Origin of the sequence: Methylorubrum extorquens (genome assembly GCF_024169925.1) — a bacterium.
In the GTDB taxonomy this organism is placed as follows: Bacteria; Pseudomonadota; Alphaproteobacteria; order Rhizobiales; family Beijerinckiaceae; genus Methylobacterium; species Methylobacterium extorquens_A.
In genome coordinates, this window is the sequence record NZ_JALJXF010000001.1 from 3,894,140 (window position 1) to 3,920,747 (window position 26,608).

Annotated in this window: 29 protein-coding genes and 1 tRNA gene; 14 read left to right on the forward strand and 16 right to left on the reverse strand. The window is 68.2% G+C overall.

The window, feature by feature from the left end; all coding sequences use genetic code 11:
• Window positions 1–438: 438 nt before the first annotated feature.
• Window positions 439–666 (reverse strand): hypothetical protein, encoded by a 228-nt coding sequence (locus J2W78_RS18235; protein WP_253372777.1) that lies wholly within the window; start codon window positions 664–666, stop codon window positions 439–441.
• A 367-nt stretch (window positions 667–1,033) separates the two neighbouring features.
• Between J2W78_RS18235 and J2W78_RS18240 the strand changes: the two genes are divergently transcribed.
• Window positions 1,034–1,999 carry a bifunctional helix-turn-helix transcriptional regulator/GNAT family N-acetyltransferase gene (locus J2W78_RS18240; protein ID WP_253372779.1) on the forward strand — a complete coding sequence of 322 codons (966 nt, stop codon included), beginning with the start codon at window positions 1,034–1,036 and terminating at the stop codon, window positions 1,997–1,999.
• Window positions 2,000–2,061: 62 nt separating this feature from the next.
• Here J2W78_RS18240 and J2W78_RS18245 read toward each other — a convergent pair whose 3' ends face one another.
• Both J2W78_RS18245 and J2W78_RS18250 read right to left on the reverse strand, forming a co-directional pair.
• Window positions 2,062–2,691, reverse strand: coding sequence for an alpha/beta hydrolase (locus J2W78_RS18245; RefSeq protein WP_253372781.1), 630 nt, complete (start codon window positions 2,689–2,691; stop codon window positions 2,062–2,064).
• A gap of 76 nt (window positions 2,692–2,767) precedes the next feature.
• Window positions 2,768–3,697, reverse strand: a complete 930-nt coding sequence (locus tag J2W78_RS18250) for a ring-cleaving dioxygenase (protein WP_253372784.1) — start codon at window positions 3,695–3,697, stop codon at window positions 2,768–2,770.
• Between the two features lie 135 nt (window positions 3,698–3,832).
• Here J2W78_RS18250 and J2W78_RS18255 point away from each other — a divergent pair, with 135 nt between their 5' ends.
• Complete coding sequence (locus J2W78_RS18255) at window positions 3,833–4,795, forward strand: LysR family transcriptional regulator (protein ID WP_253372785.1); 963 nt, start codon at window positions 3,833–3,835, stop codon at window positions 4,793–4,795.
• Here the strand turns inward: J2W78_RS18255 and J2W78_RS18260 are convergent.
• Both J2W78_RS18260 and J2W78_RS18265 read right to left on the reverse strand, forming a co-directional pair.
• The gene (locus J2W78_RS18260) at window positions 4,750–5,385 is read right to left on the reverse strand and encodes a DUF4194 domain-containing protein (protein WP_253372787.1); all 636 of its coding nucleotides are present in this window, start codon (window positions 5,383–5,385) and stop codon (window positions 4,750–4,752) included. The two genes, J2W78_RS18255 and J2W78_RS18260, sit on opposite strands and share 46 nt — an antisense overlap.
• A gap of 13 nt (window positions 5,386–5,398) precedes the next feature.
• Window positions 5,399–6,811 (reverse strand): Wadjet anti-phage system protein JetA family protein, encoded by a 1,413-nt coding sequence (locus J2W78_RS18265; RefSeq protein ID WP_253372789.1) that lies wholly within the window; start codon window positions 6,809–6,811, stop codon window positions 5,399–5,401.
• A gap of 342 nt (window positions 6,812–7,153) precedes the next feature.
• Between J2W78_RS18265 and J2W78_RS18270 the strand changes: the two genes are divergently transcribed.
• From J2W78_RS18270 to J2W78_RS18280, 3 genes are all read left to right on the forward strand, one after another.
• A complete protein-coding gene (locus J2W78_RS18270) occupies window positions 7,154–7,681 on the forward strand; it encodes a peptidoglycan recognition protein family protein (protein WP_253372791.1) in 528 nt (175 codons plus the stop codon).
• A gap of 109 nt (window positions 7,682–7,790) precedes the next feature.
• A complete protein-coding gene (locus J2W78_RS18275) occupies window positions 7,791–8,465 on the forward strand; it encodes an HAD family hydrolase (protein ID WP_253372793.1) in 675 nt (224 codons plus the stop codon).
• A 225-nt stretch (window positions 8,466–8,690) separates the two neighbouring features.
• Window positions 8,691–9,071, forward strand: coding sequence for a hypothetical protein (locus J2W78_RS18280; RefSeq protein WP_253372794.1), 381 nt, complete (start codon window positions 8,691–8,693; stop codon window positions 9,069–9,071).
• A gap of 68 nt (window positions 9,072–9,139) precedes the next feature.
• Here J2W78_RS18280 and J2W78_RS18285 read toward each other — a convergent pair whose 3' ends face one another.
• Window positions 9,140–10,030 (reverse strand): HpcH/HpaI aldolase/citrate lyase family protein, encoded by an 891-nt coding sequence (locus J2W78_RS18285; protein WP_253372796.1) that lies wholly within the window; start codon window positions 10,028–10,030, stop codon window positions 9,140–9,142.
• A 258-nt stretch (window positions 10,031–10,288) separates the two neighbouring features.
• Between J2W78_RS18285 and J2W78_RS18290 the strand changes: the two genes are divergently transcribed.
• Entirely contained in the window at window positions 10,289–10,678 is a 390-nt protein-coding gene (locus tag J2W78_RS18290) for a tautomerase family protein (RefSeq protein WP_012253634.1), read from the forward strand.
• On the opposite strand, the gene J2W78_RS18295 is transcribed toward J2W78_RS18290, so the two are convergent.
• Complete coding sequence (locus tag J2W78_RS18295) at window positions 10,662–11,564, reverse strand: LysR substrate-binding domain-containing protein (protein ID WP_253372798.1); 903 nt, start codon at window positions 11,562–11,564, stop codon at window positions 10,662–10,664. The two genes, J2W78_RS18290 and J2W78_RS18295, sit on opposite strands and share 17 nt — an antisense overlap.
• 134 nt (window positions 11,565–11,698) lie before the next feature.
• Here J2W78_RS18295 and J2W78_RS18300 point away from each other — a divergent pair, with 134 nt between their 5' ends.
• From J2W78_RS18300 to J2W78_RS18315, 4 genes are all read left to right on the forward strand, one after another.
• Complete coding sequence (locus tag J2W78_RS18300) at window positions 11,699–12,901, forward strand: MFS transporter (protein WP_253372800.1); 1,203 nt, start codon at window positions 11,699–11,701, stop codon at window positions 12,899–12,901.
• Window positions 12,902–13,137: 236 nt separating this feature from the next.
• Entirely contained in the window at window positions 13,138–13,503 is a 366-nt protein-coding gene (locus J2W78_RS18305; RefSeq protein ID WP_253372802.1) for a hypothetical protein, read from the forward strand.
• A gap of 115 nt (window positions 13,504–13,618) precedes the next feature.
• Window positions 13,619–13,873, forward strand: coding sequence for a hypothetical protein (locus tag J2W78_RS18310; protein ID WP_253372804.1), 255 nt, complete (start codon window positions 13,619–13,621; stop codon window positions 13,871–13,873).
• Window positions 13,874–14,155, forward strand: a complete 282-nt coding sequence (locus tag J2W78_RS18315) for a hypothetical protein (protein WP_003600059.1) — start codon at window positions 13,874–13,876, stop codon at window positions 14,153–14,155. It abuts the gene before it with no gap.
• Between the two features lie 127 nt (window positions 14,156–14,282).
• Here the strand turns inward: J2W78_RS18315 and J2W78_RS18320 are convergent, their stop codons facing one another.
• From J2W78_RS18320 to oxlT, 4 genes are all read right to left on the reverse strand, one after another.
• Window positions 14,283–15,863 (reverse strand): acyl--CoA ligase, encoded by a 1,581-nt coding sequence (locus J2W78_RS18320; RefSeq protein ID WP_253374082.1) that lies wholly within the window; start codon window positions 15,861–15,863, stop codon window positions 14,283–14,285.
• Between the two features lie 2 nt (window positions 15,864–15,865).
• Window positions 15,866–16,873 (reverse strand): 2-dehydropantoate 2-reductase, encoded by a 1,008-nt coding sequence (locus tag J2W78_RS18325; protein WP_253372806.1) that lies wholly within the window; start codon window positions 16,871–16,873, stop codon window positions 15,866–15,868.
• A gap of 104 nt (window positions 16,874–16,977) precedes the next feature.
• Window positions 16,978–17,742 carry a fumarylacetoacetate hydrolase family protein gene (locus tag J2W78_RS18330; RefSeq protein ID WP_253372808.1) on the reverse strand — a complete coding sequence of 255 codons (765 nt, stop codon included), beginning with the start codon at window positions 17,740–17,742 and terminating at the stop codon, window positions 16,978–16,980.
• 11 nt (window positions 17,743–17,753) lie between these two features.
• Window positions 17,754–19,064 (reverse strand): oxalate/formate MFS antiporter, encoded by a 1,311-nt coding sequence (oxlT, locus tag J2W78_RS18335; RefSeq protein WP_253372810.1) that lies wholly within the window; start codon window positions 19,062–19,064, stop codon window positions 17,754–17,756.
• 304 nt (window positions 19,065–19,368) lie between these two features.
• Between oxlT and J2W78_RS18340 the strand changes: the two genes are divergently transcribed.
• Together J2W78_RS18340 and J2W78_RS18345 are read left to right on the forward strand one after the other, a co-directional pair.
• Window positions 19,369–19,572, forward strand: a complete 204-nt coding sequence (locus tag J2W78_RS18340; protein WP_253372811.1) for a CsbD family protein — start codon at window positions 19,369–19,371, stop codon at window positions 19,570–19,572.
• A 133-nt stretch (window positions 19,573–19,705) separates the two neighbouring features.
• The gene (locus J2W78_RS18345) at window positions 19,706–20,122 is read left to right on the forward strand and encodes a CsbD family protein (RefSeq protein ID WP_253372813.1); all 417 of its coding nucleotides are present in this window, start codon (window positions 19,706–19,708) and stop codon (window positions 20,120–20,122) included.
• Here J2W78_RS18345 and J2W78_RS18350 read toward each other — a convergent pair.
• Window positions 20,106–21,047, reverse strand: a complete 942-nt coding sequence (locus tag J2W78_RS18350) for a sensor domain-containing diguanylate cyclase (protein WP_253372815.1) — start codon at window positions 21,045–21,047, stop codon at window positions 20,106–20,108. The two genes, J2W78_RS18345 and J2W78_RS18350, sit on opposite strands and share 17 nt — an antisense overlap.
• 148 nt (window positions 21,048–21,195) lie before the next feature.
• Here J2W78_RS18350 and J2W78_RS18355 point away from each other — a divergent pair, with 148 nt between their 5' ends.
• Complete coding sequence (locus J2W78_RS18355; RefSeq protein WP_253372817.1) at window positions 21,196–21,972, forward strand: creatininase family protein; 777 nt, start codon at window positions 21,196–21,198, stop codon at window positions 21,970–21,972.
• A 119-nt stretch (window positions 21,973–22,091) separates the two neighbouring features.
• On the opposite strand, the gene J2W78_RS18360 is transcribed toward J2W78_RS18355, so the two are convergent.
• Both J2W78_RS18360 and J2W78_RS18365 read right to left on the reverse strand, forming a co-directional pair.
• Entirely contained in the window at window positions 22,092–23,393 is a 1,302-nt protein-coding gene (locus J2W78_RS18360; protein WP_253372819.1) for an alpha/beta hydrolase, read from the reverse strand.
• Window positions 23,394–23,645: 252 nt separating this feature from the next.
• Window positions 23,646–23,721, reverse strand: a tRNA-Thr gene (locus J2W78_RS18365).
• A gap of 471 nt (window positions 23,722–24,192) precedes the next feature.
• On the opposite strand from J2W78_RS18365, the gene J2W78_RS18370 reads away from it, so the two are divergent.
• Window positions 24,193–24,528, forward strand: coding sequence for a DUF167 family protein (locus tag J2W78_RS18370; RefSeq protein WP_253372821.1), 336 nt, complete (start codon window positions 24,193–24,195; stop codon window positions 24,526–24,528).
• Between the two features lie 28 nt (window positions 24,529–24,556).
• On the opposite strand, the gene cmk is transcribed toward J2W78_RS18370, so the two are convergent.
• Together cmk and aroA are read right to left on the reverse strand one after the other, a co-directional pair.
• Complete coding sequence (gene cmk, locus J2W78_RS18375) at window positions 24,557–25,225, reverse strand: (d)CMP kinase (protein WP_253372822.1); 669 nt, start codon at window positions 25,223–25,225, stop codon at window positions 24,557–24,559.
• The gene (gene aroA, locus J2W78_RS18380) at window positions 25,222–26,583 is read right to left on the reverse strand and encodes a 3-phosphoshikimate 1-carboxyvinyltransferase (protein WP_253372825.1); all 1,362 of its coding nucleotides are present in this window, start codon (window positions 26,581–26,583) and stop codon (window positions 25,222–25,224) included. Before aroA ends, cmk begins: the two co-directional genes overlap by 4 nt.
• Window positions 26,584–26,608: the final 25 nt, after the last annotated feature.

Here is a 26,608-nt window from a genome sequence, read left to right on the forward strand (position 1 = left end):
AATCTGAGGATGCCATTATCCAGAGTCACAACTTTTCCAAGCGGCCGATGGCATGGATACAGCAATCACCGACCCGTGATTTGACGGAGCCGCGTCGATCCGAGACCAGAACCACAGGAGTGCCGGCTGCGGCTCGACGCACGGAACAACTGCGACAGACTTCTTACAACGGCAGGTTTACGAAATTCGTTCGATTACTGCCTTTCCACACATCATGCGTACTTTGACACATGCGAGAACCACCTATTTTGACACAAACCCAATACGATTCGTGCCATACGGCGAAATGCGCTCCCCGACTGTCACGAACGCCGATCGTTGAAATGCCCGCCCGCCGTCCGCGCCTGATTTACGGGGTTCTGTTTATTGTCGCCTCGATTGTACTGTGGGGCACAGCATCGTGGATAGCAGGTCGTATCATCTGGATCTGATCCTGACTCAGACATCTTTCCTGCAGGCGATATAGCCTCCCAAAACATAACCGCCCTGCAGCGCGCAGAGAGAGGCGGCAATCATCAACAGATCGGCTAGCACCAACTGGCCGCTGTGGAAGTGATAGATGACCCGCGCGACGATGATAAAAAAGCTCGCAACGGCAAGCATCCCCCAGTGGTAAAACAAGCCGATCAACAGTCCGGCAATAACGAGAAGCGGGATCGCTAGCACTGGTTCATGACCCTATCCTGCCGGATCGGCACCTGAGAGCCTTTTTGAGGAAATCTTTCCTTATGTTACCGCTGCGGACGACTGCGCGCAAAGGGTCACTTGGCTTAAAGCTAAGTGGATTTTGCAGGTTCCCGTTTTTCCCAGGGCATCGTTAACGAACCGCTCACCCTAAGGAGGGACGTCCGGACAGGAGGCGCCACCTTGGCGCAGCTGCGTATCGAGCCGCGCATCAGCGTATTCGACCTTCATCGCAATGACACGCGTCGTGCCCCGGCACCGCCCGTTCGTCCGCGATTTTGCCAAGGCCGCGCCTCAGGCTGCCTGCCAGTTAGTTGACTCTGTCAACCTTCTCGTTGACGTTGAGGCCATGAAGGAAGTCAGCGCCGACGACGTCATCGACACGGTCCGCCGCTTCAACCGGTTCTACACCGGGCTCGTCGGTGCGCTCGACGAGCAGTTTCTCGGCTGCGACGTCACGCTTCCGGATGCACGTCTGCTGTTCGAAATCGCGACGCACGACCCGGCCCAATTTCCGCTCACCGCTTCAGCGGTGCAGGCGACGCTCGGCATGGATGCGGGCTATGTCAGCCGGATCCTGGCCCGCTTCGAGCAGCGGGGCTGGATCACCCGTGCCCGCGGCGCAGATGCGCGCGCCCGGCCGATCCAACTGACCGAAGCCGGGCGCAGGGCGTTCGAAGAGGTGGACGGACGGCAGCGCGCCGCTGTGGCCCGCCTCGTCGGCGGCCTCGATACCGTCCAGAGGGCGGATCTGGCAGAGGCGATGGCGCGCGTGCGCCTGCTGCTGCAACCCAAATCCGTTCCGGGCTTCGCGATCCGCCCGTTCCGCACGGGGGATATGGGCCTGATTGCGGCCCGGCAATCGATGCTCTACGCCCAGAGCCACGGTTGGGGCCGCGGCCTGGAGATCATCGAGGGTGAGGCCACCACCAACTTCCTGCGGAATTTCAAGCCGGGGCGCGAGCAGTGCTGGATCGCGGAGATCGACGGCGTGCTGGCGGGGTCCGTCTTCCTCACCGACGAAGGTGACGGCACCGCGCGGCTGCGCCTCCTCTATGTCGAGCCTTTCGCCCGCCGCCGCGGTATCGGCGATACGCTGGTCGAGACCTGCATCGGCTTTGCCCTTGAGACGGGCTATGCCCGCCTCACGCTGTGGACCCATACGGTTCTGGAAGGCGCCCGGCGCCTCTATGCCCACCATGGCTTCGTCTGCGTCGAGACCGCGCCCCATAACAGCTTCGGCATACCGGTTGACGGGGAAACCTGGATGCTGCCCCTGAGCGAGACGGGGGAGGCACCGGGGCAGGCCGCGTGACGGGGGCGATGCCCCCGCCACACTGAGTGTGTCAGGCAAAGTCGCCGACCCCCGCGGTAAGCTTAGCCGCCGAAATTCTTGGCGAGCCACGCCCCGGATGCGGCAAGATCGGCCTGCGATAGGCCGTGACCGGCCGGGTTGACCGTGTGCATCACCGCCGCGCCGGTTTGCTGGAGACGCGCGGCGAGCCGTTCGGCATTCTCGGCGGGCACGATCGGATCGAGAGCACCCGAGAGCAGCAGCACCGGGCGGCCGGCGAGGTCGGCCGGCGGGCTCTCGGCGAGCGGCACCATCGCCCGCAGCAGAACCGCCCCGGCCAACACCTCCGGGTGCAGGAGCAGGATCGCTGCGGCGATGTTGGCCCCGTTCGAGAAACCGACCGCCACCGGCGCGGCGAGCTCGTAAGCCGCCCGCGCCTGGGCGACGAAGGCGGCGAGGTCGCCGGCCCGGCGGCGGACGTCCGCCTCGTCGAACACACCCTCCGCGAGACGGCGGAAGAAGCGCGGCATCCCGTTCTCCAGAACCGGCCCGCGGGGCGAGAGCAGCGCGGAGCCGGGCGAGAGCGTGCGGCCGAGGGATAGCAAGTCGTTCTCGTCCCCGCCCGTGCCGTGCAGCAGCAGAAGTGGCGGCGCGCGCTCATCTGTGCCGGGCTCGAAGCGGTGGACGAAGTCGAAGGTGACGCCGTTCGTCATGGCTGTCTCCGTTCAGTCTGGGGAGGGTGCGACCGCCCGGACAGGATCCGGGCGGCCGCGACGGTGGGCGGTCGGTTCAGGCGACCTTCGGCAGCACCGCCTCGATCCGCCCGCGATGCGGCTCGAGGAAGGGCGGCAGCTTCAGTGCGGTCCCGAGCTCCGCCGCCGGCTCGTCGATGGCAAAGCCCGGCGCGTCGGTGGCGATCTCGAACAGCACGCCGCCGGGCTCGCGGAAGTAGACCGAGCGGAAGTACTGCCGGTCGCGCTGCTCTGTCACGGACAGGCCGTGCCGCTCGCTCAGCCGTTCCGTCATCGCCGCCTGCGCCGCGTCGTCGGCGGCACGGAAGGCGATGTGGTGGACCGAGCCCGCCCCCTGCCGGCCGGGCAGGAAGTCGCCGACAGCCCTAAGCGTCACGAGCCCGCCGAGGCCCGCCCCGCTCGTCAGCCGGATCTGGCTACCCTCGCGGGCGACCTCCGCGAAGCCGAGCCCATCGGTGAGGATCGCAGCGGTCGACTCCGCCTCGCGCAGGAGCAGGGTGGCGCCGTGGAAGCCGCGGATCGCGTTCTCCGGCGCAATGCCCTCGGACGTCCAGGCCGGCTCGGTCTCCGCCCCCTCGACGCCGACGAGGGCCAGCGGCATCCCGTCGGGATCGCGGAAGCGCAGCACGGTCTCGCCGAAGACCGTGACCGGTGCCTCATGCGCGACGTTCAGCGAAACGAAGCGGTGCGTCCATTCACCGATGGAAGCGCGCGGCACACGGAAAGCGGTCTCCGACACCTGCCCGATGCCGACCCGGCCGGGGGCCGCCTGTGCGATCGGGAAGAAGGTGAGGATCGTGCCGGGCGCGCCCGCCTCGTCGCCGAAATAGAGGTGGTAGGTGCCCGGATCGTCGAAGTTGACGGTCTTCTTCACCAGCCGCAGGCCGAGCACGCGGGTGTAGAAGTCGATGGTGCGGGCCGTGTCGCTGGCGAAGGCCGTGACATGGTGGATGCCGTGCGCGCTCATGATGCGGGTCTCCTGTCCGAGAAGATCGCCGCGGGGATCGGTGTCCGGGCTGCGATCGGTGTGAGCCCAATCTGGCCCTTGCCTGCCCGCCTGAAAATGGAAACGATTGAAACGCATCGTTTCTGGATTTGATCAGTGGCGAAACTCCCCGATTTCGAGGCCTGGGCCGTGTTCGCGGTGGTGGCCGACGCCCTCTCCTTCGCCCGCGCGGCCGACGAACTCGGGCTGTCGAAGGCGACCGTCTCGAAGGCGGTGGCGCGGCTGGAGGGCCGACTCGGCGCACGGCTGTTCCACCGCACCTCCCGCCGTCTCGCGCTTACGGAAGCCGGCCGCTTGGCGCGGGAGGACGCAGCGGGGCTGCTCGCGGCGGGCGAGGCGGCCGAGGCCCGCGCGCTCGACGCCAACGGCGTGCCACGCGGGCGGGTGCGGCTTGCCGCCCCCATGTCCTTCGGGATCGCCCACCTCGCGCCGGTGCTGCCGGAGTTCCTGGCCACATACCGCGAGGTTTCGGTCGATCTGCACCTGTCCGACGCGGTGGTCGATCTCGTCGGCGGCGGGTTCGATCTCGGCCTGCGCATCGCGGCTTTGCCCGATTCATCGCTCCGTGTGCGGCGTCTCTGCGGCGTGCGCCGCTCACTCGTGGCGACGCCGGCCTATCTCGAACGCTACGGACCACCGCAGCACCCGGAGGATCTGAAGGCCCGCGCCTGCCTCGGCTACGCCTACCTGCCGACGCCGGACCGTTGGCCCTTCACCAACGCCGCCGGTGAAACCGTGACGGTCGTGCCCGAAGGCCCGCTGCGGGCCAACAACGCCGACGCGCTGGCGCCAGCGCTGCGGGCCGGGCTCGGCCTAGCGGTGCAGCCAGATTTCACGATCTGGGAGGATCTGACATCGGGCCGCCTGGAGCGGGTGATGCCGGACTGGCAGCCGCCGCCGATCGCCCTTAACCTCGTGATGCCGCCAGGCCTGCCGCGGCCGGCGCGGGTCTCGGCGCTGATTGCCTTCTTGGAGCGGGCTTTCTCCACCGCCCCCTGGGCGCAGGAGGAGAGTCAGATGCCCCTCCCCTCCCCGGCGGAGGCCCAGGCGCGGACCTGATCCATCCAGGCATCCGGCGAGAGCACGGTGATGCCCGGCATCACCATCAGCGGCGTCACCCGCTCGGCGCGGTCACGCTCGCCCAGCCGCAGCGCGCCCTTGCGGGCGAACAGGCGCAGAATCTCGATCAGACGCGCCTCGTCCGGCGGCTCGGTGCGGGCCGCCGAGCGGATCGCGTCGGCGATGTCGTCGGTGGTGCATTCCACGGTGCCGTCGGTGGAGACGCGGTGGTCGCGCAGGCCCTCCTCGTAGGCGAGCCGGAGCGCCAGCAGCACCAGGGTCTCGTCCTTGCGCAGGCGCTCGCCCTGCGCATCGTGGCGCACGCCGTCGGGCGGCAGGGCCAAAAACACCATCTGGTCGCGGTGGGCGACCTCGAAGCGGTATCCGAGGCAGGCGAAGTAGTCGCGGAAGAACGGCGCGTAGTGCCGCGCGAGTTCGTAGGAGCGGCCGATGCCGGTGGTCGCGGCGTAGATGCACTGGCTCTTCAGCATGACTTGGAGCGCGCGGATCAACTCCTCCTCGCTCGGCGCGGAACTGCCGGGCGGCGGCATCTCCTCGCCGTCGAGGATGGCGCGGAAGGATTCGAGCATCGCTTCTGTCCGTTCAGCCTGCTTTGCCGGCTCCACGCCGGGCGGCGGGGGGCGGTATGCGCTCGATCATGAAGTCCGGACAGTCGAGCCAGCCGTTGGAGACGCGGCCCTCGATCCGGGCGACGCGGTAGCGCTCACGCAGCACGCCGTCGAACAGCACGTCGATCTCGCGCAGGCGCTGAAAGACGACGAAGGCATCGACGTCGTGGACCGCGATGTCCGAGCCGCGCAGGGCCTTCCCCCCCGCGAGCCGCGCGTCGAGATAGGCGACCATGCGCTCCGGCGTCACCGTGATGCGGCGGCGGAACGCGTCCTTGGCGGCGATGAAGGCCTCGATCGCCGGATCGATGTCGATCTCCGGCAGCGGCTCGTACTCGATGATCCGGCGCGGCATGCGCGGATTGGTGAGTTGCGGCGGGCCGATGGGGGGACGCAGCAGCGAGACCTGCGGCAGGGGCAGGCCGGTGAGGTCATCCTCGCTCGCGCCGACCGCGCGCAACGCCGCCGCCGCCCGCTCGATCCGGGCGGAATCGCGCGGGTCGCGGTAGCGGAGCGCGGCCGAGATGCGCCGCTCCAACCGCGTCACCACCTCGGCCACCGCGTCGAGATGCGGGTCGAGCCCCTCGAAGATCGAGAGGATCTCGACGAGGTCGGTGCGCACCATCCGCTCGGCGGCGGTGATGTCGGCGGCGCGGCCCTCGCGCAGGTTGCCGTCGGCCAGCGCCCTGAGCGTCAGCGGATCGCGCAAGGCGCGACCGGCTTCCCGCACGATGCCGGAGCGGAAGCGGAACGGATTGAAGCGGGTGTGCAGCGTCCGGTAGTCGGAGACGAGGTGGCGCTCGACGAATTCCTCGAAGTAGAGCCGGAAGGCGGCGCTGAGGTCGGGCTCGCGCAGGATTCGCTCTTCGAGCTTGCGCATTGCCCCGGCGAGGCCCCGCAGGTGTCCGAGGAAGGTGCGCGAGGCTTTCGCCGCATTGCGCAGGGCCTCCGAGCGGTCGGCGGGACTGGCGATGGCGCTTTCCAGGGCGCTCAGGACTTCGAGCACCGCGCCGCCGTAGGAGCGGGTCTCGCCGCGCTCGATCCGGGCCAGTTCCTCGATCAGCAGACGCGCATCGGGATCGAAATCGACCACCGGCACGTAGCGCTCGCGCCGTTCCACCAGCCAGCCGGCCTCGATCAGCCGCCGGAACACCGCCGAGCGCCGCTCGATGGGATCAACGGGCGTCGCCTCGTCGTCGGCGATCTCGGCCTGGCTCCACCCGGCGGAGAAGTCGCCGATCGCGGCCAGAAGCTCGCTCTTGCGCAGGGGCTCGGCGGCATCGCCGAACACGCGGGCGTGCAGGTGCAGCAGCAGGGCCGCGTTGAAGGCGCGGCTCGGCGAGGCGAGCGGGCGGAAGAGGTCGTCGGCGAGATGGGTGAACAGCATGATGAGGCTAACAGATTATACGTCCGCCGCATGCGGAAGCGAGCCTCATTCAGCATGAACGAGAATCTCCGCTTCCTCGCACAGGATTGGATTGGGCCAGCAACAAGAATGCTGTCGCCGCCAACACGACGCAAAATATCGAAGATCAATCAAAGCCACCGCTGAATGCCCCGTAGCAGGCCGCCATGCAGACCAAAATTGCCTGCGCCAAACTTGCAAAGGACCACGGCTCTCTTCGCCACCAAAACCTCTGACGGGCAATAGCCCAGCGAGACCATTGCAATCTAAAATTTTTCACGCAAATCATTTTCGTCTCGTTCCACAATGATTCGAGAGCGAACGATGAGCAAGATTCCAAACGGGTGGCTTTCAGACGTCACCATGAAGCGCGTCATTTGCCATTGGACGGCAGGTTCTTACGACGCTTCAGAAAATGACCTCGATCACTATCATATCATCATCGACGGCAATGGGACGATTCATCGCGGCGAGCATACGATTGCCGACAATCTATCGACCAGCGACGGCGACTACGCCGCTCACACACGCGGGCTCAACCGCTACTCCATCGGAGTCTCGATGTGCTGCATGGCCGGCGCCAAGGAAAGCCCTTTCGACGCCGGGAAATATCCCATGAAGAAGGTCCAGTGGGAGGCGATGATCGACATCGTTGCTCAGCTCTGCAAACACTACGCAATCCCGGTGACTTCCACGACCGTACTTGGACATGGCGAGGTCCAGAAAAACGTGGGCGTCACGCAGAGAGGAAAGTGGGATCCATTAAGGCTCCCGTTCGACTCCGGCCTCAATAAAGATGCTGTCGGCAAGAAACTTCGGGTCGAGGTTCAAGCAAAGCTTGACAGTTTCTAGGATCAGTCTGCACAGATCGATCCGGGGGACGAGCAGTGCTGGCTTCGATCGGCACGGCACAGACGCAGTTCGGTACACGTTGATGGAAACGTCAGCGGAGTCCCAGAGCATGCGCATCGAAACCGTCTTCCTGTTCGATCTCGACGGCACGCTGGTCGACAGCGTCTACCAGCACGTGCTCGCCTGGAAGGAGGCACTCGACGCGGAAGGCATTCCGCTCTCGGTCTGGCGCATCCACCGCAAAATCGGGATGAGCGGCGGGCTCTTCACCAACCAACTCCTGCGCGAGACCGGGCTCGACATCGACCCGGAGCGGATCGACCGGCTGCGGCGGCTGCACGCGGAAGCCTATGGCCGACTCTCGAAGGGCGTCGTGCCGCTGCCCGGCGCCAAGGAACTGCTCGCCACGCTCACCGAGAACCGCATCCCCTGGGCCATCGCCACCAGCGGGCGGATGGAGACGGCGGGCCACAACCTCGTCGCGCTCGGCGTCGATCCGGCTCAGGTGCCGGTGGTGACCCGCGACCTCGTGAAATACGCCAAGCCCGATCCCGACCTGTTCCTCGCCGCCGCCGAGCGGCTGAATGCGCCGATCGAGCACGCGGTGATCGTCGGCGATTCGATCTGGGACATGCTGGCTGCCCGCCGCTGCCGCGGGCTCGGCGTCGGCCTGCTTTCGGGCGGATACGGCACGGAGGAGCTGGAACGCTCCGGGGCCGTCCGGGTCTACGACGACCCGGCCATGCTCTTGGAACACCTCGGCGAAGTCGGCGGCCGTCGCTGAGCGTAACGGCGCCCGTATGGCCAAGCTCAGATCGCCGAACCGCCGCGCCTAACCCGCTCTCGGAGCACGCGACGCGATCCTGACAACTGGATGAACGGCGCCTTGCACCTTCGTTCATGCGACAGGATGCAACGTGAGCATCGGCACATTGAGAGTGAACCGAATCCAAGGCCTGTTCGTTGGGGTGCCAATGGATCGGCGATCCAACTCGATCGGAGAGACTTGATGAAGAAGCTTGCGATTCTGTCCGCCGTGGCTGTCCTCGGCGTGGGCGCCCTGTCCTCGACGGATGCCGAAGCCCGCTGGCGCGGCCGTGGTGGCGGCGGCGCGATCGCAGCCGGCGTGATCGGTGGCCTCGCGGCTGGCGCGCTCGTGGGTGCGGCCGCCTCGAACAGCTACGGCTACGGTGGTTATGGCGGCGGGTACGGCTACGATTACGGCTATGCCCGACCGGTCGCCGGTTATGGTTACGGCTACGCCCGTCCCGCCTACGGCTACGGTTACCGCAATGTCGGCTACTACGACGGCGGCTACTACGCCCCGCGTCGCGCCTATGGCGGTTACTCCTACGGTGGCCCGGCCTACGATTACGGCTACGGCTGGTAAGATCCCGCGCCGTCATAGCCTCTCATGACGGCAAGGCCGCGCTCCTCGGAGCGCGGCCTTTTTCATGGTCAGCCGGCGGCGTCGCGGGCGGCGATGGTCTCTGACCACACCACGGCGCGGCGTGCCATGCCGATATGCTGGCGCTCGTACATGCGGCCCTCGACCTTGATCGTCGCGCGCTTGGCGTTCTCCGGCAGGTTGAAAGCCTCGATCACGAGGCGGGCGCGGCGCACCTCCTCATCGGTCGGGGCGAACGAGGTGTTGGCGGGCTCGATCTGGTTCGGGTGGATCAGCGTCTTGCCGTCGAAGCCGAGGTCGCGCGCCTGCCGGCACTCCTCGCGGCACCCCTCCGGATCGGCGATGTCGTTCCACACGCCATCGAGGACGATCAGCCCCTCGGCCCGGGCGGCCGCGAGGGTCAGCATCATCCAGGGCAGCATCGGCACGCGCCCGCGCACCAGTTGCGCCCAGGTGTCCTTGGCCAGATCGTTGGTGCCGAGCACGAAACCGGTGAGCCGGTTGCGGCGGTCGCGGCGCGCCTTGGCGATCTCGTGGATGTTAAGGATCGCCGCCGGCGTCTCGATCATCGCCCAGACCGCGATGGAATCGGGGGCGTCGAGCGCTTCCAGCGCGTCGGCCACGCTCTCCAGCACAGCGGGCGAGGACACCTTCGGCATCAGGATCGCGTCGGGCTTGGCCTGGATTGCCGCCCGCAGGTCGCCGTCCCCCCAAGGGGTCTGCGGGGCGTTCACCCGGATCACCAGTTCGCGATGGCCGTAACCGCCACCCTTCACCGCGGCGCAGACCTGATCGCGCGCCAGTTCCTTCTCCTCCATGGAGACGGCGTCCTCGAGATCCAGGATCAGCGAGTCGGCGGGCAGCGTCTTCGCCTTATCGAGCGCCCGCTGGTTCGATCCCGGCATGTAGAGAACGCTGCGGCGCAACCGCAAATCGGACATGTCTCGTCTCCTCCCAGGGGTCGGTGAGGGGCCCGGCGCCCACTCCCCACCCTCGTTTGAATGCATAATACGAACATTCCCGATCGGTTGGAAGCGGCCGGAAGCGAAGCTATTTAACCGCGAGCGCCCGGCAACCGCCAGAGGGCGCAACCTCGCCTTGCGGTGCCGCAGCCCGGATCTCGGATCCTGGCCGATGCTCCTGACCCGCCTTTCGGCCTCGTTCCCCTCTGAGAATGCGGCTTCATCCTGGAGAGTCCCATGCCCTTGATGCGTTTCGACCTGATCGAGGGCCGCAGCGACGCGGAACTGAAGGCGCTTCTCGACGCCGCGCACGAGGCGATGCTCGAAGCCTTTCAGGTGCCGCCGGGCGACCGCTACCAGATCGTGACCGAGCACAAGCCCTCGCGGATGATCGTAGAGGATACCGGCCTCGACATCCCCCGCACGCAGAACGTGGTGGTGGTGCAGATGATCACCCGGCCGCGCGGGCGCGAGAAGAAGGAGCTGTTCTACCGGCTGCTGACCGAGAAGTTGCAGGCCGCCTGCGGCATCGCCCCCGCCGACGTGATGGTCTCGACGGTGGAGAATACCGACGAGGATTGGTCGTTCGGGCACGGCCGGGCGCAGTTCCTCACCGGGGAATTGTAAGCCCCGGCCGCTCGCCCTCCGCCACGAGCCAATCGACGAAGGCGGTGAGCGCGGGCGACTTGTCGGCATCGAACGGCGTCAGGGCGAAGTAGGCGGCGCGCTCGACCCGGATGTCCGGGAACGGCGCGACGAGCCGACCCGCGGCGACCATCCGATCGAGGACCGGGAACGGTCCGATGCCGAGGCCGGCCTCGTCCTCCAGGGCCTGAAGCGTCACGAAGAAGTGGTCGAACACCCGGCGGCGCACGCCGCCGGGGAGCGTCACGTCGGCGGCGGCGAGCCAATCGCTCCAATCACCCGGCCGGGTCTCGGTGCCGAGGAGGATGTGACCGTCGAGGCCGCGCAAAGCCGCGAGCGGTTTGTCCCGCAAGAGGGCGGGGCTTGCGACCAGCGTGTCGGTCTCCGTCAGGAAGGGCACGGCGCGGTGCTGCGGCCAGGGCTCGGGGCCGCGCCGGATCGCTAGGTCGAACCCGCCGCGCAGTGCGTCCTGCAAGGTCGTCGTCGTGGTGACCCTGACCTCCGTGCCGGGCCGAACCGCGTGGAAGTCGTCCAGGCGCGGGATCAGCCAGCGCATGGCGAAGGTGGCGGGCGCGCTGACCCGCAGGACGCGCGGCGCCTGGGGCCGTCCGCACGCTTCCGCCGCCGCCGTGAGCCGGTCGAAGGAGAGGCTGATCTCCTCGGCGAAGACGCGCGCCGCCGGGGTCGCCACCATCCGCCGCCCGACCCGCACGAACAGCCGCTGGCCGAGCCACGTCTCCAGGGCGGCGACCTGCCGGCTCACCGCGCCGTGGGTGAGCCCGAGTTCGAGCCCGGCCTGCGCATAGCTGCCGGCCCTGGCCGCGACTTCGAACACCTGCAACGCGTGCAGCGGCGGCAGCCGGCGCATATCCCCTGCCCTCTCGATTCCCTTGCCCACTCAATCCGTGAGGAAACCGCACAGAACCTGTGAGGAGGACACCTCTCATCGCGCAAAACTCACAAGTCTAGGATCGCCGCGCAATTGCAGCCGAGGATTTTCGTGTGAGCCAGGCCATCCGCCTCGAAGAATTCCGCCAGGGCGACACCGCGAGCCTCGACCTCAAGCGGCGCAGCCTCGGCGGGGCCTGCCTCGCCCACGCTCTGCATGACGGCTACACCGACCTGCTCTACGTGCTGCTGCCGGTCTGGCAGTCGGAGTTCGGCCTCGGCTATGCCGGGCTCGCGGTCCTGCGCAGCCTCTACTACGCAACCATGGGCGGGCTGCAGATACCCGCCGACCGGCTGGCGGCGCGATGGCCGATCCGCGTCAGCCTCGCCGTCTCGACCCTCGTCGCCGCGGCGGGCTTCGGCGTGATGGCGCTGAGCGGCAGCCTGTTCGGGCTTTGCGCCGGGCTGGTGCTCGCCGGGATCGGCGCGAGCCTCCAGCATCCCCGCGCCTCGCTCCTCGTCGCGCAGGCCTATGGCAGTGCCGCGCGCGGGCCGCTCGGGATCTACAATTTCGCCGGCGATCTCGGGAAGGCGGTGTTCCCGGTCGCCGTCGCAGGGCTGCTCGGGGTGATGGCGTGGCGTCCGATCACCGGGCTGATGGCGGGGGTCGGCCTCGCGGCAGGGCTGGCACTCGTCCTTGTCCTGCCGCGGGGATCGCTGGCCGCCGCACCCCCGCGCACCGGCCGGAGCAGTGGCGAGGGCCGGGGCTTCACCCTCCTGATGACGGTCGGTGCCTTTGACACCGCCACGCGGATGGGCACTCTGCTGTTCCTGCCCTTTCTTCTGGAAGCGAAGGGCGGCACGGCCACGACGACCGGGCTCGCCCTCGCCCTGGTCTTTTCCGGCGGGGCCTTCGGCAAGGCCGTGTGCGGCTGGCTCGGCGCGCGCATCGGCGTCGTGGCCTGCGTCGTCGCGACCGAGACCGCCACGGCTCTGGGGGTCGCCGCGCTCCTCGTCCTGCCGCTCGGGCCGGCTCTGGCCCTGCTGCCGCTGATCGGCGTCGTCCTCAACGGCACGTCCTCGGTGCTTTACGGGACGGTGCCGGATCTCGCGCCGCGTGGCGATGTCGGCCGGGCGTTCGCGCTGTTCTACACCGCGGTCATCGGATCGGGCGGCCTCGCGCCGATCGCCTACGGGGCGCTCGGCGACACCGCCGGGCCGGCCGTCGGCCTCCTGGCCGCCGCCGCCACGGCGCTCGTAATCGTTCCGCTGGTGCTTCGATTGCGCCGGCCGCTCGCGGCCAGCGGCCAGGCTTGAGCAAGAACAAACGCGAATTCACACCAAATCCGGTTGATCCCTTCGGGATAGCGAATTTGGGCCTCGCGCGAGCGCCGCGCCGGCTTGCTGATACGGTTGCCGCTCTGATCAAGCGGCAACCGTATCAGGAGTTATCTTCGGCTATACGGCCAAGTCACGAAACGAAATCAGGTCAACCTTTCGTCAAGATCGAAGGCCAAGGGCGTTCTCGAATTGGTTTTCGAAGGGACGACCGGATGCGTAGAACCTGCCTCGGCGCCTGTGCCGGCCTCGTGCTGCTCGCAGGATTGTCCGCACCCGCGCAGGCCGAAAACCGGACGGCGATGAGTGTCGGAGCCGGGGCCGTGGCCGGCGCCCTCGTCGCCGGGCCGGTCGGCGCCGTCGTGGGCGCGGTGGCCGGCGGCTTCATCGGTTCGAACAGCACGGCCCGTCCCCGCTCCACTCGCAAGCGCCGCGCCGCCCTGCGCCGTTCGGTCCGTCCGCCTCGCCGTGCGGCGATGGCCGAGCCGGCGGTCGCCCGCTCCGAGGCGCCACGGGCGATGACCACTAGTGGCGCGGGCGCCGCCGCGCCGGTCCGTTCCGGCTGGCAGGATCCGCATTGAGCGTCTCCGGGCCGGCCGTGGCAGGTGTCGCTTTCACGTCACAGCCAGGGAAATGCGCAAGCGTGGCCGGTCCGGTGCCATTTTCATGACGCGATGCGGCGCGCAGGATCACCTCATGCAATCGTCCGAGAGCGAGGAAGCGATGGCTGATCCGAGCGCCGACCCGAACCGAACGGACCGACTGCAGATGGTGCCGCCTCTCGAGCGGCCCGTCGTCAGCCGGGTGACCAAAGGTGTCGCCTCCGCCATCGGCAAGCGCCTGTCCGTCGATAAGGATGGCGCCCTGCCCGATCGCCTCGCCTCCCTCGTGGATCGTCTCCAGGCCGGCCCCCTCGGCCACACCTCCCTCAAGCATCGTCGAGTTGCCTGAATGTCCAAGTTCGATCGCGCCCTCAACGACGCCGCCGTAGTCCCCTTCCCCGCCGCCGCCGCCGAGGCCGTGGCCGACGAGAACGTCGCCTCGATCATCGAGGTGCTTCAGGACCAGCTCAAGCTCGCCCGCGAGGGCAAGCTGCGCTCGGTCGCCGTGGTCTCGGTCTCGAACGACGGCAGCGCCATCGGCACGCAGTGGTCCTGCGCGCACGGCGACGTGGCGAGCCTGATCGGCAAGCTCACCGTCCTGTCCCACGACATGATGGCCGCGCGGAACTGAGTTTTTCGCACTCGGCGAGAACGAAGAAAGGGCCGGCGGTTCATCCGCCGGCCCTTTCCATTTGATCCTGCCCCAGGTTTCAGTCGGCGAAGCGATCCGGGCACAGTCCCCGAATCGCTCGAAGGCCTCAGACCAGCCCGAGCTTCTGCGCCAGCCCGATGCGCTGGAGCTTGCCGGTGGCGCCCTTGGGGATCTCGTCGAGGATCAGGATCTTGGCCGGCACCTTGAAGGGGGCCAGACGCTCCGAGGCGAAGCTGCGGATGTCCTTCTCCACCGCCTCGACGCCCTCGCGCAGGACGATCGCGGCGGCGACATCCTCGCCGAGCTTGTCATGCGGCACCGCGAAGGTGACGCATTGCGACACCGCCGGGTGGTCCATCAGGATCTCGTCGACCTCGCGCGGGCTGATCTTCTCGCCGCCGCGGTTGATGATCTCTTTGAGGCGCCCGGTGATCGAGAGGTAGCCCTCGGGGCTCAGCACGCCCTGGTCGCCGGTGCGGAACCAGCCCTGCCGCGTGAAGGCCTCGGCATTGGCCCGCTCGTTGTTCTCGTAGCCCTTCATCACGTTGTCGCCGCGGATGACGATCTCGCCGGTCTCGCCCGCGGGCAACGGCTCGCCGTCGAGATCGACCACCGCGATTTCCGGGCCCGCCGCGAGGCCAACCGAGCCCGCATGGTGGGGCTTGGGCGGCAGCGGGTTCGAGGCCATCTGATGCGCGGCCTCGGTCATGCCGTAGGCTTCGATGACGGGCGCGCCGAAGGTGTCCTCCAGTTCCTTCATCACCTGCGGCGGCAGGGACGAGGACGAAGAGCGGATGAAGCGCAGCGGGTTCTTCGCGATGATCTCCTTGTTGCGCGCGGCCCGGCCCAGAATCGCCTGATGCATGGTCGGCACGCCGGTGTACCAAGTGGGGTTCACCTCATCCATCCAGCCGAAGAACTTCAACGCGTTGAAGCCCGGCGTGCAGGAGACCTGGCCGCCCGCGGAGAGCGGGGCGAGGATGCCGGCGATCAGGCCGTGGATGTGGAACAGCGGCATGATGTTGAGGCCGCGATCCTGCGCTCCGAAGGCGAGCGCGGTGCGGATGTTGCGCGCCGAGGCGCAGACATTGGCCTGCGTCAGCGGCACGATCTTCGGCCGCGAGGTGGTGCCGGAGGTGTGCAGCACCAGCGCGATCTCATCCGCCTCCGCCCGGCCGCCGCGGGCGGGTTCGCTCGTGGCGTCGTCGGCGAAATGCAGCGTGAAGCTGCCGGCGCCCTCTTCCGGGGTCGGCCGCAGGCGGGCCACCGACACGCCGAGCTTCTCGGCGATGGCGACGGCCGGCGACTCGGAGCCTTCGGCGACCAGCAGGAGCTTGGCTCCGAGGTCGCTCATGTAGAACTCGAACTCGTCGGCCTTGTAGCTCGGGTTGAGTGGGGCCGAGGTGGTGCCGGCGGCCACCGCGATGAAGGCGGCGGCCATCTCCGGGCCGTTCGGCAGCACGATCGCGACGCGGTCGCCGCGGCCGATGCCGCGGGCATTGAGGTCGGCGACCGTGCGCTCGGTCAGCGCCCGCAGGGCCTGAAAGGTCAGCGGCACGCCGCCGGGGCTCGACAGGGCGGGGGCCGCATCGGCGCCGGCCTGGATCAGCTCGTGAAGAGTCGTCGCGGCCACGCTGGCCTCCTTGGAGTCGGTGGGGTGAAGGGCGGAAGGTTCGGGCAGAAGCATCGTCATGCTCCCTGGATCGCGAGGCGGCCGTTGGCACGCTCCAGGCTCTGGGCCAGGAGCCGCATCAGGGCGAAGACGGTGTCGATATGCGGGGTCGGCGTGCCGGTGAGGCGGCCCAGTTCGATCACCGAGCCGACGAGGGCTTCCAGCTCGATCGGCCGGCCGGCCTCGACGTCCTGAAGCATCGAGGTCTTGTGGGGCCCGACCTTCTCGGCGCCCGCAATGCGCTTGTCGATGCCGAGGCGGAAGGTGACGCCGAGCTTGTTCGCGATGACCTCCGCCTCGCGCATCATCTCGGCGGCGATCGCCCGGGTGTCGGGGAAGCGGCAGATATCTTCCAATGTCGCGTGGGTGAGCGCGGAGATCGGGTTGAAGCTGAGATTGCCCCACAGCTTGAGCCAGATCTCGGCGCGGATATCGCTGGTGACGGGCGCGCGGAAGCCGGCCTTGGCGAGGCGCTGCGAGAGGGCGAGCACCCGCTCCGACTTCGAGCCGTCGAGTTCACCCAGACCGAAGCGGTTGCCCTCGATCACCTTCACGGTGCCGGGATCGGTGAGCACGGTCGCCGGATAGACCACCGAGCCGATGACGTGCTTGGGGTCGAGACCTTCGGCGATCAGCCCGCCCGGATCGGCGCTTTCCAGCCGTGTGCCGGCATGGTCGCCGCCATGGCCGCCCATGAAGTACCACCACGGGATCCCGTTCTGCATCGTCACCACGACGGTGTCGGGGCCGATCAGGTGGTGCAGGTCGGCAGCGATCGGCCCGACCTGATGCGCCTTCACCGTCAGTAGCACGACCTCGTGCACGCCCGCCTCCTGCATGGAGCGGGTCGCCTTGACGGTTTTCGAGTGGATCTCGGTGCCATCTTCCTCGATCAGGCGCATGCCGTCCGCCTGGATCGCCGCCGCGTTGGAGCGGGCGATGAAGGTCACGTCCTCGCCGGCCTCCGCCAGCCTGACTCCGAGATATCCGCCGATGGCGCCGGCGCCGACGATCGCGATGCTCATGTTCTCACCCGTGCTGCCGTTTCCGCTCCGCCGGCTTTGTTCTGAAACGCCGTTCGAGGCCGGTTCCGTCCGGCCGCGGAGACCACTTTTGCTTGAGCGTGACTTTAATCGAACCGGTTCGAGAGCGTTCCGATGCCCTCGATCACCACTTCGACCGTAGCGCCCTTGGGGATCGGCCCCGACCCCACCGAGGTCCCGCAGGCGATCACGTCCCCCGGCTCCAGCGTCATGCCCTGCGAGAGCTGGGCTACGAGCCGGGGCACTGGGATCAGCATGTCGCCGACCGGAAAGTTCTGACGTTCACGCCCGTTCACCAAGGTCCGCACGGTCAGCGCCGCGGGATCGAGCCCGGTGGCGATGACGGGCCCGAACGGGCCGAAGCCGTCGAGGCCCTTGGCGCGGGTCCATTGCGTGAAGCTCGCATCCGCCTTGAGGATCGCCGAGGCGGTGACGTCGTTCACGCAGGTGAAGCCGAAGACGTGGTCGGCGGCCTCTTCCTCGGTGAGATCCCGGGCCCGCTTGCCGATCACGATACCGAGTTCGCCCTCGTATAGCGCCCGGCCCGCCGCCTCCGGCACCGCCACGGTTGCGCCGGTGGGCCGGAAGGTGTTGGCGGGCTTGATCAGGAACAGCGGCGCCTCGGGCCGCGACAGGCCCTGCTTCTCCATGAGCGCCCCGAAGTTGTTCCACAGGGCGATCATCTTCGAGGGGCGGCAGGGCAGGCCGAGGCTCACCTCCGCGAGAGCCAGCACCTCACCCGTCGGCCGGTTCTCACCGAACAGGTCGCCTTCGCAGACCGCGATCCGCTCGGCCTCGAGCCGGCCGAAGCCGGGCTCGCCAGCGTGGACGAAGCCGATCCAGCGCGTCACGCTCGCCTCCGTCACTGGTTGCGGGCCACGAAGCGGGCGCGCATCGGCTTCAGGACGAAGAGCGCGAGGAAGCCGGCGATGAAGGCCATGCCGGAGGCGAGATAGAACACGTTCTGCCAGGAGCCGGTGGCGGTCTGGATCGCCAGGAAGGCCGGCAGCATCAGCGAGGCCGTGCCCTTGGCGGTGTAGAGCAGGCCGGCATTGGCGGTGGCGTTCTTGTCGCCGTAGGTGTCGGCGCAGGTCGAGGGGAACAGAGAGTAGATCTCGCCCCAGGCGAAGAACACGAGGCCGGTGAGCAGCACGAAGGCAAGCGGCGAGTGGGCGAACATGCCGAGCGCCAGGATGCCCGCGCCCTCGATCATGAAGGCGACGAACATGGTGTTCTCACGCCCGATCCGGTCGGAGATCCAGCCGAAGACCGGCCGGGTCACGCCGTTGAGCACGCGGTCGATGGTGAGCGCGAAGGTGAGCGCCGGCAGGGTCAGGCCCATGAGGGAGACGGGGATCGAATCGACCTGGAAGTCCTTGGCGATGGGCGCGAGCGAGGCCGTCGCCATCAGGCCGCCCGCGGCCATCATCACGAACATCGCGTACATGAGCCAGAAAACTGGGGTGCGCACCATCTCGGCCGACGAGTACTGGCGGCGGCTCGTCGCGTTGGGGGAGGTGCGGCCGGCGAGCATCCGCTCCTTGTAGGCGGCGCTCGGCGAGGAGAGCAGCAGGGCGGCGATCATCACGACGATGCCCTGGCCGAGACCGAAGGCGAGGAAGGTCTGCTCGTAGCCGCTATCGCGGATCATCGCGGCGATCGGGATGACGGTGAGGGCCGAGCCGGCACCGAAGCCCGCGGCGGTGAGGCCGGCGGCGAGCCCGCGGCGATCCGGGAACCACTTGAGGGCGTTGCCGACGCAGGTGCCGTAGACCGCGCCCGCACCGATGCCGCTGACGGCGGCGGCCAGATACAGGAACCACAGCGAGTCGGCGACCGAGTTCATCGCCCAGCCGATGGCGCAGAGCGCGCCGCCGAACAGCGTGACGACCTTCGGACCGTACTTGTCGACGAACCAGCCCTCGATCGGCACGAGCCAGGTCTCGGTGAGGACGAAGATCGTGAAGGCGACCTGGATCGCCGGCTTGCCCCAGTGATACTTGTCGTTGATCGGATTGACGAAAAGCGTCCAGCCGTACTGCAGGTTGGCGATCATCGACATGCACAGCACGCCGAGGATGAGCTGTCCCCAGCGCCCGCCCAGAGGCGAATCGGCGCGCGAGGCGGAATAAGCGCTAGCGCCGGGCAATGGATCGGCGGCTTGAACGGCCATGGAGCGGTCCCTCGAACTCACGTCTTCTTGGCGGACCGGAACAGGTGCCCGGCTTAGCCATATTGGAATTTTGGATACCGCATACGTAACCGCTCGTGACCCATGCGCTGACAGGAAAATATTTGGCCGCCGCGCAGATATTTTTTGAACGCCGCTGCGACCGCGGCATCCATGAATGCCTTTCGTCGGCGCGTGTGCGGCGATGCACTCCACATCATAGGAGTGGAACCAAGGGCTCGGGGCTCCCGTTCAGTTTGCCGAGAGCGTCGCGACGCGGCGCAAGACCAACGAACGGAGAGACGCCATGAGCAGCACGACCGACAAGATCAAGGGCGCCGCCAACGAAGTCGCCGGCAACGTCAAGCAGGGCGTTGGCAACCTGACCGGCAACGACAAGCTGCAGGCCGAGGGCAAGGCGCAGGAAGTCGAGGGCAAGACCCAGCGCACCGTCGGCGAGGCCAAGGAGGGCGTGAAGAACGCCGCCGACGCGGTGAAGAGCAAGCTCTAAGGCTCGAGGACGGTAGGACTTTCCCACCAAGACCCGACGGCCGGAGCCGCACCCGACCGGGTGCGGCTTCTTCGTTTCGAAACCCGCCGTCGCGCGGGTCGGCCAAAACCAATTTGATCAGCAGGACTTCATCATGAACAGGGACCAGATCGAGGGCGGCTTCCGCAACATCAAGGGTCGTGGCCGCAGCGTGCTCGGCGCCGTGTCTGGCCGGGCCCGTCCGCAGGTCGAGGGTGCCTACGAACAGGTCGCGGGCGTGGCGCAGGCGGCGTATGGCCGAACCCGCGAGCGGGCCGAGGACCTCTACGAGGACGGCTACCGTATCGCCGACGAGGCGGTCTCCCGCGGCCGGCACCTCCGGGACGAGGCGGCACAACGGGGTCGCCACTTGCACGACGAGGCCCATGCCCGTGGACGGCATCTTCGCGACGAGGCGAACCGGCGCGGTCGCGCCCTTGCGGCACAGGCCGACGAGAATCGCGGCACGACCCTGGCACTTGTCGCCGCGGCAGCCTTCGGCCTCGGCTGGCTGCTCAGCCGCCGTCGCTGACGGCAGTTCGCTTGGTTGCTTCTTTGGCCTCGTAGAGGACACGGTCGGCCCGCGCGAGCAGGGCGTCGACCGTGTCATCGGGTCCCATGGCCGAAGCGAGGCCGAGGCTGGCGCCGATCCGCACCGTCTCGGCATCGATGGCGATGGGTACGGCGATGACCGCACGAACGGTCTCTGGCGTCACGATCACGCCGTCCGGCACGATCAGAACGAATTCGTCGCCGCCGGGCCGTGCTGCGAACAGCCCGTCCGAGGCCGCCAGTTCAGCGAGCCGGCGGCCGATCTCCGTCAGGACGCGATCGCCCGCAGCGTGGCCGAGGCGATCGTTGACCGGCTTGAAGCCGTCGAGATCGAGACAGAGCACGCTGGGGCGTCGTCCGGCGGCTAACTGCCCTGCGAGATGCTCACGCAGATACATCCGGTTCGGTAGGCTCGTGAGGTCGTCGTGTCTGGCGAGGTGGCGGAGCCGCTCGTTCGCCGCCTCCCGCTCGGTCACATCCCGGTCGATGCCGCGATAGCCCCGCAACGCGCCATCGGGACCGAGCAGGGGCACGCCGCTCGTTTCCAGCACGACGAGGCTGCCGTCCTTGCGCAGGTTGCGGTTGAGAAGCTGGGCGAACGGCTGCCGCTCGGCGGCGATGGCGCCGAAGATCCGGCCGACGCGCTCGGCCTCGTCGGGCGGCATGAAGTCGAAGGGTGTCAGACCCAACACCTCCTCCGGCTCGCGGCCGAGCAGGGCGACGCATTGGCGCGAGGCGTAGGTGTAGCGCCCCTGCGCATCGACCTCCCAGATCCAGTCCGAGTTCTGCTCCAGCATCTCCCGCAGGCGGGCCAATTCCCGGCGCATCGCCTCGGACGAGTCGTCATTTGCCGCATCCGTATCGGAGGGCATCGCGCCAAGCCCGTTCTGAGGAAAGGTGTTCATGGCGATTCGGCAATGGCAATGGACGTAATCCGGAAACTCCTGAGCCAACTTGACTAACGCGCGGTTGATGCGGTTTCCGCTTGATCGAAGCCGGGAGCGTCCGAGTGCGCTGGCGCGGCGCTCGACCCGCGACAACGGAGATGACAGCATGCCGGCGCGATCCTGGCTCGACCTGACGACGGCGGAGATCCGCACCCGCGACATGAGCCGAACCATCGCGGTCCTTCCGGTTGCCGCAGTGGAGCAGCACGGGCCGCACCTGCCGCTCGGCACCGACACCCTGATCGCGGAAGGCTATCTCGCGCGGGTCGCACAGCAGGTGCCGGAGTCGCTCGACGTGCTGCTCCTTCCGGTCCAGGCCGTCGGCAAATCGGATGAGCACGATTCCTTCCCCGGCACGCTGACCCTGACCGCGCCGACCGCGCTTGCAGCCTGGACCGAGATCGGCGCGAGCCTGCACCGGGCGGGCTGCACGAAGCTCGTGATCGTCTCCTCCCACGGCGGCAACAGCGCGCTCATCGACCTCGTGGCAGGCGAGCTGCGCGGCCGCCTCGGTATGGTCGCGGTGACGACGTCGTGGAGCCGGCTCGGCCTGCCCGAGGGGCTGTTTCCGGCCGGTGAGATCCGCCACGGCATCCATGCCGGCGGCGTCGAGACCGCCTTGATGCTGGCGCTGCGGCCCGATCTCGTCAGGCGGGAACACATCCGGGATTTCGAGCCCCGCACGGTGGCGATGGAGCGCGACTTCGCGCTGCTGCGCGCCGGCCGTCCGGCAGCCTTTGCCTGGAAAACGGAAGACCTCCACCCATCCGGGGCTCTCGGCGATGCCCGCCTCGGCACGGCGGAAGCGGGCGAGGCCGCCCTCGCTTACGGCGCACACGCCTTCGTGCGGCTGCTGGAGGAGGTGGATCGGTTCTCACTCTAGCGGCGTCGCACCTTTTGGGGCGGTGTGGGCCACGATGACGATCGTGGCTGCCGAAGACAACGATGGAAACGCGCCTCGACCTCGATAGGGGCCCGGCACAAGCCTCCAGCATCGCCGGATCAGAGCGGAAGGGCGGGCTCAGGTTCGGGGCACGCAGCGGGGGCGAGCACCTGCTCGCGCAGCCGCTGCGGACCCAAGGTCATCGCGAAGAAATCGTAGGCGCCGGGCCGCTCGTTCGCGAGAAGGAACTGGAAGTGCATCCGGAAGGGCCGGAAGCGTACCCGCCGGTAGGTCTCGGGACAGAGGATGTCGCGAAACCGCGCCGAGCGCACAAGGGGATTGGCGACCGGTTGCCCGTGCAGGTCGAGACCGAGGTGGTGCAGCGGATTGAAGCCGGGAAAGTTCATCCAGTCCTGAGGTGCGTGGAAGTCGCACCAGACGATGCGCCGCTCCGTGACGAGGTCCGCGATCTCGGCCCGCAGGCGCGTGGCCGTCGGCTGTAACGCCACGAGCGGCAGCCCGGACCCGAGCGTCGCGAGGGACAGGTTGGCGCCGGAGGTGCCGATCGTCCCGTCACGAGCGAGCACGCGGGCCGCGACCTCGACCGCCGTCAGCCCGCCGGAGGAATGGCCGACGATCATCACTTCGTCGGTCGCCTCCCCCGCCGCAGCCCGTGCCGCGAGGGAAGATAGGATATGCGAAGCGAAGGCATCGAGGCGGCGCTCGTAATCGGGCCGCCAGCCCTGGCCGTGCTGCCAGTTGAACACCCAATCGTTCAGGAGCTGCCAGAAGAAGACGCGGTTCAGGAGGGCTTCGATCGCCTTGATCCAGACGATGCCCGCGACCACGCCCAGAGGCAGCGAGACCCAGAGCGGCAGGTGCAGGCTGTGGCCGAACCAATCGCCGAGATGGGCATGCACGGCCACCCCGATGACGACGGACAGGATGGTGAGCAGGATCACCATCACGAAGGGGTAGAGGATGACGTTGCCGTATTTCCAGCTCAGCCGGTAGAAGCGAAACAGCAGGCCGGCCAGGATCATGTGAAGGGTGCCGGTCACGAGGAGCGCCACGCTGACGAAGCGGGAACGGGCGAAGTCCGCGGCGACGATGTCGTCCCAGAGGAGGACGTCGTAGCGGGTCTCGGCCCCTTCGCCCTGTTCGGGCGCACCGACGGTCCAGCTCTGGACCAGCCCGTCCTCGCTCGATTGCGCGCGGGAGATCTCCCGCCGGCCGCCGCCGAACCGTTTGATGTAGCGGGCCCATTCCCGCACGAAGAGCAGCCGGTAGCGGGTCCGCGCCTCCGGATCGTAACCGGGAATGTAGAAGACGTAGCGGTGGCGCACCGGCTCAGGCCGGGCCTCCTGCAGATCCGGCGGCGTGAAACTCAAAGATTTGCGCATATGTCCGAACGCCCCCATCCGGATAACGGCCCCCACGCTCTGGCTGAACGCGTGAGCCGCCTGCGGAAAAGAGCCTCAAACCTTTTCCAAATGCACCATCATCCGTTACGAATCTGAGAGTTGCGCAGAGGGAGCGAATGTTGCGCTCTCGGTCTCAGCATCACGTGAAGGTGAAGAGCTTGCCTCGTGCTGCATCCCGGGCAGGCCAGCCGCCGATCAGGACAGTGCTCACGCGCGCTGCCCGACATGTCTGCAAGATCGCGGGCGAAATGGTGCCGGTTGCGGGACTCGAACTCGCGACCTACCGCTTACAAGGCGGTTGCTCTACCAACTGAGCTAAACCGGCAGCGTACAACCCGCTATCAGCCTGCCCCGAACGGCGCAAGCGCATCCACAGCCGCCCATTCCACTTGTTCAATCCCTCCTCTGTATATTGCGCACAACTGAGCTTGTCTGGGGGGACGAGCTCAAGCATTCGGGTCAAGCCGGCGTGGGGCCATCCGCACGAGCCTCGATCGAACGCCCGGTTCAGGTGCGGACACGGGCGAAACGGAATGGAGCCCCGTCGGAGGCGTGGCGTGCGGACGGTTGATCTCAGGCTGCTTCCGGGTGCCCTTGAATCCCGGCCGATTGACCTTCGACGCTGCCGCGCGCCGCGTGGGCCTCAGGATTACCGCGACCTCGCCGCCGGGGCGGGCAAGCGCAAACCGACCCGATGATCCGCCGATTTCCCGATGAAAATCCTGTCAGCCGGACGGATACGCGTCGGCACGAGAACATGTCCGCCCTGTCGGGAAGCGCACCTCGCGAGACCTTCATGACGCAGAGCCCCTTCACCTTCGAGGCGAACGGCCTTGTCCTGGCGGTGAGGCTGACGCCGCGAGCTGGCCGAACCGGACTCGATGGGGTTCGAAAGCAAGCGGACGGGCGGCCGGTCCTGTCCCTGCGGGTGGCGGCTCCACCGGTCGAGGGCGCCGCCAACGCGGCCCTCACCGCCTTCGTCGCCAAGAGTCTGGGGCTGCGGAAGGCGGAAGTCACGCTGGTCTCCGGCGAGACTTCTCGCACCAAGCGCCTGCATCTTTCCGGCAATCCGCAGATGCTCGCGGCGCGGGTGCAGACTTGGCTCGATGGGGAAGCTCGGCTCGGCGGATAAACTCGGCGCAGCGAGGCGGACGGCCCCCTCAGGCAGCGTTGAGCCGTTCGACGATGGCGACCGCCTCGGCGAAGGCGGCCTCGGCGTCGAGTTCGGTCGTGTCGATCACCAGCGCATCCTCGGCGGCTTTCAGCGGGGCGGCGGCGCGGCTCGAATCGCGGGCGTCGCGGGCGCGGATGTCGGCGAGGATCGCGGCGAGCGTGGTCTCCTCGCCCCGGCCGAGTAGCTCGCGATGGCGGCGGCGCGCCCGCTCCTCGGGGGCGGCGGTGATGAACAGCTTCACCCGCGCGTCCGGACAGACGACGGTGCCGATGTCGCGCCCGTCGAGCACCGCGCCCTCCGCCGCTTCGGCGAAGCGCCGCTGCCAGGACAGCAGGGCGGCGCGGACCTCCGGCACCGAGGAGACCCGCGAGGCCGCCTCACCCATCGCCCGCTCCCGCAGGCGCGGGTCGGACAGCCGCTCGGCTGCCAGGGCGGAGGCGGCCCGCGCCGCCGCTCCCGTGTCGTCGAGGTCGCCCCCCGCGTCGAGCAGGGTCAGCGCGACCGCGCGGTAGAGCAGGCCGGTATCGAGATGCGGCAGGCCGTAATGCAGGGCCAGCCGCTTGGCGAGGGTGCCCTTGCCCGAGGCGGCCGGGCCGTCGATGGCGATGACGAGGCGCGTGTTGTCCCGGTGCACGGCGATATCATCCGGGATCATGCGGCGGCCCCGTCCTCGATCCGGGCGCCAAGCGCCAGCATGGTCGGGCGGAAGCTCGGGAAGCTCGTGGCAATCATCGCGCCGTCGTCCACGGTGACGGGGTTCCCGGCGGCGAGCCCCAGGACGAGGAAGGCCATGGCGATGCGGTGATCGAGATGGGTCGCGACCGTGCCGCCGCCCGCGGGCGCCTGCCCTTGCCCGGTTACGATCAGGTCGTCGCCTTGAATCGCGTGGGTGACGCCGTTGGCGGCGAGCCCGGCGGCGACCGCCGCGAGCCGGTCGGATTCCTTGACCCGTAATTCGTGCAGGCCGTTCATCCGGGTCGTACCTTCGGCGAACGCCGCGGCGACCGCCAGGATCGGATACTCGTCGATCATTGAGGGCGCCCGCTCGGCCGGCACATCGACGCCCCTCAGGCGGCTCGCGCGCACCCGCAGGTCGGCCACCGTCTCACCCCCCTCCTCGCGCTCGTCGAGGCGCTCGATGTCGGCGCCCATCTCGATCAGCGTGGTGATGAGGCCGGTGCGCAGCGGGTTCATCATCACGCCGCGCAGAATCACCTCGGAGCCCGGCACGATCAGTGCGGCCACCAGCGGGAAGGCGGCCGAGGACGGATCGGCCGGCACGACCACGTCGGTGCCGCGCAGGGTCGGTTGGCCGGTGAGCGTGACCGTGCGGCCATGGCCGCCCTCGCCCGACGGCGTGACGGACACCTCCGCGCCGAACAGGCGCAGCATCCGCTCGGTATGGTCGCGGGAGGCGGCTTTCTCGATGACGGTGGTGGTGCCCGGCGCGTTGAGCCCGGCGAGCAATACCGCCGACTTGATCTGCGCCGAAGCCACCGGCAGTTCGTAGCGGATCGGAATCGCCTCGCGCGGCCCCCTCAGGGTCAGCGGCACGCGCCCGCCCTCGGCCTCGGACACGATCTCGGCGCCCATCTTCAGGATCGGATCGAGGATGCGCCGCATCGGCCGCTTGCGGAGGCTCGCGTCGCCATCGAAGGTCGCGGTCACGGGCTGGCCGCCGACGACGCCCATCATCAGCCGCGAGCCGGTGCCGGCATTGCCGAAATCGAGCACGCCGTCCGGATCCTGCATCCCGCCGATGCCGACGCCGACGACCCGCCAGCGGCCCTCGCCCTCGCGGGTGATCTGCGCCCCGAGCGCCTTGGCGGCGGCGGCCGTGCGCAGCACGTCGTCCCCCTCCAGAAGCCCCTCGACCCGCGTCTCGCCGATGGCGAGCAGGCCCAGGATCATCGCCCGGTGGGAGATCGACTTGTCGCCCGGCGGCTTCAGGGACCCGTTCAACGGGCCTCCGGGATACGCGGTGACGGGCTGCGGTTCGGAATCGTGCGACACGGGAATCTGCGTCTTGCTCGAGCGC

What these genes read in the sequence shown, in the direction of transcription:
- J2W78_RS18240 (WP_253372779.1), top strand. Translation starts at nt 1,034, where the DNA reads ATGAAGGAAGTCAGCGCCGACGACGTCATCGACACGGTCCGCCGCTTC.
- J2W78_RS18245 (WP_253372781.1), bottom strand. Translation starts at nt 2,691, where the DNA reads ATGACGAACGGCGTCACCTTCGACTTCGTCCACCGCTTCGAGCCCGGC.
- J2W78_RS18250 (WP_253372784.1), bottom strand. Translation starts at nt 3,697, where the DNA reads ATGAGCGCGCACGGCATCCACCATGTCACGGCCTTCGCCAGCGACACG.
- J2W78_RS18260 (WP_253372787.1), bottom strand. Translation starts at nt 5,385, where the DNA reads ATGCTCGAATCCTTCCGCGCCATCCTCGACGGCGAGGAGATGCCGCCG.
- J2W78_RS18265 (WP_253372789.1), bottom strand. Translation starts at nt 6,811, where the DNA reads ATGCTGTTCACCCATCTCGCCGACGACCTCTTCCGCCCGCTCGCCTCG.
- J2W78_RS18270 (WP_253372791.1), top strand. Translation starts at nt 7,154, where the DNA reads ATGAGCAAGATTCCAAACGGGTGGCTTTCAGACGTCACCATGAAGCGC.
- J2W78_RS18275 (WP_253372793.1), top strand. Translation starts at nt 7,791, where the DNA reads ATGCGCATCGAAACCGTCTTCCTGTTCGATCTCGACGGCACGCTGGTC.
- J2W78_RS18280 (WP_253372794.1), top strand. Translation starts at nt 8,691, where the DNA reads ATGAAGAAGCTTGCGATTCTGTCCGCCGTGGCTGTCCTCGGCGTGGGC.
- J2W78_RS18285 (WP_253372796.1), bottom strand. Translation starts at nt 10,030, where the DNA reads ATGTCCGATTTGCGGTTGCGCCGCAGCGTTCTCTACATGCCGGGATCG.
- J2W78_RS18290 (WP_012253634.1), top strand. Translation starts at nt 10,289, where the DNA reads ATGCCCTTGATGCGTTTCGACCTGATCGAGGGCCGCAGCGACGCGGAA.
- J2W78_RS18295 (WP_253372798.1), bottom strand. Translation starts at nt 11,564, where the DNA reads ATGCGCCGGCTGCCGCCGCTGCACGCGTTGCAGGTGTTCGAAGTCGCG.
- J2W78_RS18305 (WP_253372802.1), top strand. Translation starts at nt 13,138, where the DNA reads ATGCGTAGAACCTGCCTCGGCGCCTGTGCCGGCCTCGTGCTGCTCGCA.
- J2W78_RS18310 (WP_253372804.1), top strand. Translation starts at nt 13,619, where the DNA reads ATGCAATCGTCCGAGAGCGAGGAAGCGATGGCTGATCCGAGCGCCGAC.
- J2W78_RS18315 (WP_003600059.1), top strand. Translation starts at nt 13,874, where the DNA reads ATGTCCAAGTTCGATCGCGCCCTCAACGACGCCGCCGTAGTCCCCTTC.
- J2W78_RS18320 (WP_253374082.1), bottom strand. Translation starts at nt 15,863, where the DNA reads ATGCTTCTGCCCGAACCTTCCGCCCTTCACCCCACCGACTCCAAGGAG.
- J2W78_RS18325 (WP_253372806.1), bottom strand. Translation starts at nt 16,873, where the DNA reads ATGAGCATCGCGATCGTCGGCGCCGGCGCCATCGGCGGATATCTCGGA.
- oxlT (WP_253372810.1), bottom strand. Translation starts at nt 19,064, where the DNA reads ATGGCCGTTCAAGCCGCCGATCCATTGCCCGGCGCTAGCGCTTATTCC.
- J2W78_RS18340 (WP_253372811.1), top strand. Translation starts at nt 19,369, where the DNA reads ATGAGCAGCACGACCGACAAGATCAAGGGCGCCGCCAACGAAGTCGCC.
- J2W78_RS18345 (WP_253372813.1), top strand. Translation starts at nt 19,706, where the DNA reads ATGAACAGGGACCAGATCGAGGGCGGCTTCCGCAACATCAAGGGTCGT.
- J2W78_RS18350 (WP_253372815.1), bottom strand. Translation starts at nt 21,047, where the DNA reads ATGAACACCTTTCCTCAGAACGGGCTTGGCGCGATGCCCTCCGATACG.
- J2W78_RS18355 (WP_253372817.1), top strand. Translation starts at nt 21,196, where the DNA reads ATGCCGGCGCGATCCTGGCTCGACCTGACGACGGCGGAGATCCGCACC.
- J2W78_RS18360 (WP_253372819.1), bottom strand. Translation starts at nt 23,393, where the DNA reads ATGGGGGCGTTCGGACATATGCGCAAATCTTTGAGTTTCACGCCGCCG.
- J2W78_RS18370 (WP_253372821.1), top strand. Translation starts at nt 24,193, where the DNA reads ATGACGCAGAGCCCCTTCACCTTCGAGGCGAACGGCCTTGTCCTGGCG.
- cmk (WP_253372822.1), bottom strand. Translation starts at nt 25,225, where the DNA reads ATGATCCCGGATGATATCGCCGTGCACCGGGACAACACGCGCCTCGTC.